Here is a 3,817-nt window from a genome sequence, read left to right on the forward strand (position 1 = left end):
GGGTGGTCGAGCGTTCGTTCGCGTGGTTGTCACGTTTTCGTCGATTGGGCCGGGATCTAGAACGCCTCTCCTCAACCTTGATCGGCTTTCATTTCGTCGTCGCTTGCGTTCTGTTGCTGACGAAACTCAGGCCGCTCCTTGGATAGCCAGTCAACCAGCCTCTAGGAGCGCGGTTGACGCCCGCCGCTCGTCAGAAGATCGCTCAGCAGTACGCTCGGCTGACGGGTTTACGTGAAGATTTCATTCTTCAACACGACCTGCGCGTGCCACTCATGCGCTTTTGCAAGGAACTCTTGCGCGATCAGGGTTTGACCGTGGGCCGCCTCGACAGCCGCTTTACCGGCATTGACCGGGATGCGGGGGGCAGCAGCACAGACTATGATCCCAGTTACGCGGCCATCCTCGGTCCGTACACGGCGACACTGAACCACTATCTACGTCATGAGCTGCGCTTCGAATCCGATCTGGCGTATGAGGTACTCTCCGGACGGACCGAGCCGTGGAGCTTCAAGGAGTTCGAGAACCGTCACGTTCGCACGTCAGATACGCTGAGAAGAGCCATGCATCAGAATCCGCATCTCAAGGTGCTGGTGGCCGCCGGTTACTACGATTTCGCCACGCCCTACTGGGCGATGCGGCATACCTTCGATCACCTGCAGCTTGACCCACAACTGCGGGGAAACATTCGTGAAACCTACTATGAAGCGGGACACATGATGTACGTTCACCTGCCGAGCCGGGCCCAACAACACCGGGATCTCACTGAATTTATCCAATCCACCTCGGTGTAGACGGTTGTGTTGTCTTAACTGGCTTGGGGTAGGCTGACGCGCCGTGACCGACGCCAAGCCTTAACGCCACCGTTTTCCGGTGACCATCATCCGACACCCTGTTGGGCTCTACCACCGTTTCCCCCTCAGTTACCGAGACGTGCAGGAATTGCTGCACCAGCGCGGTATCCAAGTCAGTCACGAAACCCTCCGCGAATGGGGCATCAAATTCGGACCTCTCCTCGCTGACGACCTGAGCCACCGGGAACCCCGCCGGGATTCCCGGTGGCATCTGGACGAGATGCACGTGGTCGTCGGTGGGGTGACCCATTGGCTGTGGAGGGCTGTCGACGACCACGGAGCTGTGCTCGGCATCTTCCTCCAGCGGCACCGAGACACTTCGGCGACGTCATTTTTCCAACGTCTGTTGGGTGAATATGACGTCCTAGAAACAGTCTGCACTGACAAGCTGGCAAGCTACGGGGCGGCGACCCGTGAGCTTCCGTTACTGGATGATGTCGATCACAAGCAGGTCATCACGGCAGCTTGGTGTACTAATTTGATTGAGCAATCCCATCGTCCTACACGACGTCAGGAACGGAGCCAACTGGGATTCCGGCAGGTCAAACGAGCGCAAGGTTTTCTCGACCTGCATGCCAGGATCAGCGGGCAAACGTCCTCATGGGCGCTGCTCTGCCCAAGACACCAATCTTCACGGCCCTGCACGCTCGACCATCTCTGCCAAGGCCCGACGATCTTCCCTGAGCACCGCACTGCAAAGCTGGAGGAGCAATGGGAGCAGGTGGCCTGAAGTTCAGGCCACCTGCTCCCATTGCTCCTCGATGACGCCCTGTCGGCAACAACTTGCCAGAACCGGTGTCGGAAAGTGGCGTGTCGTGCCGACGGGCCTGCACCCGGGCGTGCAGTTGAGCCGACGTTTACCGAAGGTTGGCCCAACGTTGAGGCGGTGTCACACCTGTGGAACTTGATGCAATGTGCCGTTGGCGGAGCGTGACAGCCTCAGAACATGATCGCCTTTCATCCTCACCTCTTCGTGCGCATCGAGGAACTCAACACGCCCCGTGCACCGCAACCCCGACCACTTGAAAACGGTTTCACGGCTGACCGGCTCTACCGAGTGCTCGGCGTGGCGAACGCCAGCGAGTCGAGCGACGCGTTTTTCATTCTGGCCAACGACCGGGACGAGATGTGGTTCATCTGTCAGCGGCACCTCCAGTTCGGTGCTTTGAAGAACACCGCAGCTCATCATCTGCCGTCTCTGCACGCTCAAGCGGCAGACTGAACTCCAGCTGAACAGTTTGTTGAGCGGTTGTGTTCCCTGACCGGACGTCACGGCAGGCTGAGCGCCGTCACTTTTGACGGCGAAGCGCGCTATGGAGTCAGTCGTGTTGAATTGCCCATGACATTCGACAGGATTGAGACTGAATATATAAATTTTGGGAATCCATCTATCTAACCCTTGCTCACTCTCCCCCATTCCAGAAACACCCTGACCGAAACTGAATCTAGGACCTGCTCCAGCAACTTCCGCTTTCCTGACGCATAAGGAACTGGCAGCTCCACTGCATCGCAAACCGTTCACCTTGATCAGCGTGCCTCTCCCATGCGGAGGCACGATCCCGGTCACCAATGTCTTGACAGGGTCAAGAGCAGTGCCCGACTCTCCCGTGACCATGCAGCCCAGATCGCTCTGTATTGGCGCTCCGGAGATGTGAGTACCGTAGCCCGCGCAAATTGAGCTCCGCTCACGTCCGCGCGTTGCAGAGCGGCTTTGATGCTTCTAAACACGCTTGCTTCTCCCTCACTCAACACTGAAACCAGAGCAGAAGTTGGAGACGGGATCAGGCCACTGGTCAGCAACAGCTGCCTCGCTCCTGCTCAAGCCTAAGCAGACTGAAGGAGGTGCAGGTCTCCCCTTCCCACTCGACACAGCAGCCTCACCCCTGATTTACAAAGCGCTGAGGGACCGGGCATACTGATACCTGCGTAATTTGGGAACAGCTTACCCTTCGGCTATGCCGCAGATTTGGCGACCTGAAAGGCTGACGCGTCCCCAACTGGAGGAGCGGCGTCTGTTCGCGGAACCCTACATCCGAGAGGACAAGCTCAGTTCCGCACAGCTCGCTGAGCTGTGCGGCGTGGGTTCCAGCACTGTCCGAAAATGGCGTCAGCGACTGCGGTACCAAGGTTCACTGGAGGCGACCTTTGCCTCAGGCCCACCCAGACGCCTCCCGGATGAGCAGATCGCGGATGTGATGGCGCTGCTGCAAGCAGGGCCTGATCCACACCTGTACCCTGACCAACGCTGGACCTGTTCCCGAGTGCGGGAGATCATCGGCATGAAATTTGACGTGTGGTACCACGTGGATCATCTGAGTCGCTTGCTCCACGTATGGGGGTTCTCACGGCAAAAACCGACGAAGCGGGCAGCAGAACAAGATCAAGAAGCGGTCATCGCTTGGATCGAAACCGTGGTGCCTGAGTTCGAAAAAAAGATGGAGGACGGAGAAACGCTGGCTTTTCTAGACGAAGTGGGTTTCAGTTTGAAACCCACGGTATCGCGGACCTGGGCGCCGTGTGGGCAGAGCCCAGTGCTCGATGCCAAAACCAATTGGGACAAGATTTCGACGATTGGGGCAATCACGACGACAGGCCAGTTCTTGCAGCAGACTCGTCAGGCCGCTCTCCAGGGCACTCAGGTCATCCATTTCCTGACCCATCTGCTCCGACATGTCCCTGGGAAGGTCACGGTGATCCTCGACAACGCCAGCATTCACAAAACGAAGGCGCTGAGCGCCTTCGTCGCCGGTGAGGTTCGTCTGTCTCTGAAGTATCTGCCGCCGTACTCACCGGAGTTGAATCCCATTGAGCTGGTCTGGGCTTACGTAAAGCACCACATGTTGGCGAATTTCTGTCCAAAAGATTTGCTGAGATGTTGCGGTTTAGAGCTCCATGCAAAGAAGTGCGTTGTGAACGGCATTCAGCTGATCCATTTCCAGGGATAACTCCGCGAGGCGTACCTCGGC

Annotated in this window: 4 protein-coding genes and 1 pseudogene; all 5 read left to right on the plus strand. The window is 57.7% G+C overall.

Annotation, left to right across the window (positions count from 1 at the left end):
• Window positions 1-146 (plus strand): annotated as a pseudogene (locus GUI70_RS22270) (IS5/IS1182 family transposase); the annotation flags it as partial.
• Between the two features lie 27 nt (window positions 147-173).
• Complete coding sequence (locus tag GUI70_RS22275; RefSeq protein WP_202630562.1) at window positions 174-791, plus strand: hypothetical protein; 618 nt, start codon at window positions 174-176, stop codon at window positions 789-791.
• A gap of 79 nt (window positions 792-870) precedes the next feature.
• Window positions 871-1,581, plus strand: a complete 711-nt coding sequence (locus GUI70_RS22280; RefSeq protein WP_438503511.1) for an IS6 family transposase — start codon at window positions 871-873, stop codon at window positions 1,579-1,581.
• 216 nt (window positions 1,582-1,797) lie between these two features.
• The gene (locus GUI70_RS22285; RefSeq protein WP_161884467.1) at window positions 1,798-2,073 is read left to right on the plus strand and encodes a hypothetical protein; all 276 of its coding nucleotides are present in this window, start codon (window positions 1,798-1,800) and stop codon (window positions 2,071-2,073) included.
• A gap of 733 nt (window positions 2,074-2,806) precedes the next feature.
• Entirely contained in the window at window positions 2,807-3,796 is a 990-nt protein-coding gene (locus GUI70_RS24125; protein WP_202630563.1) for an IS630 family transposase, read from the plus strand.
• The last annotated feature ends 21 nt before the right edge of the window (window positions 3,797-3,817 follow it).

This window comes from Deinococcus alpinitundrae (genome assembly GCF_009982895.1).
GTDB classification, from domain to species: Bacteria; Deinococcota; Deinococci; order Deinococcales; family Deinococcaceae; genus Deinococcus; species Deinococcus alpinitundrae.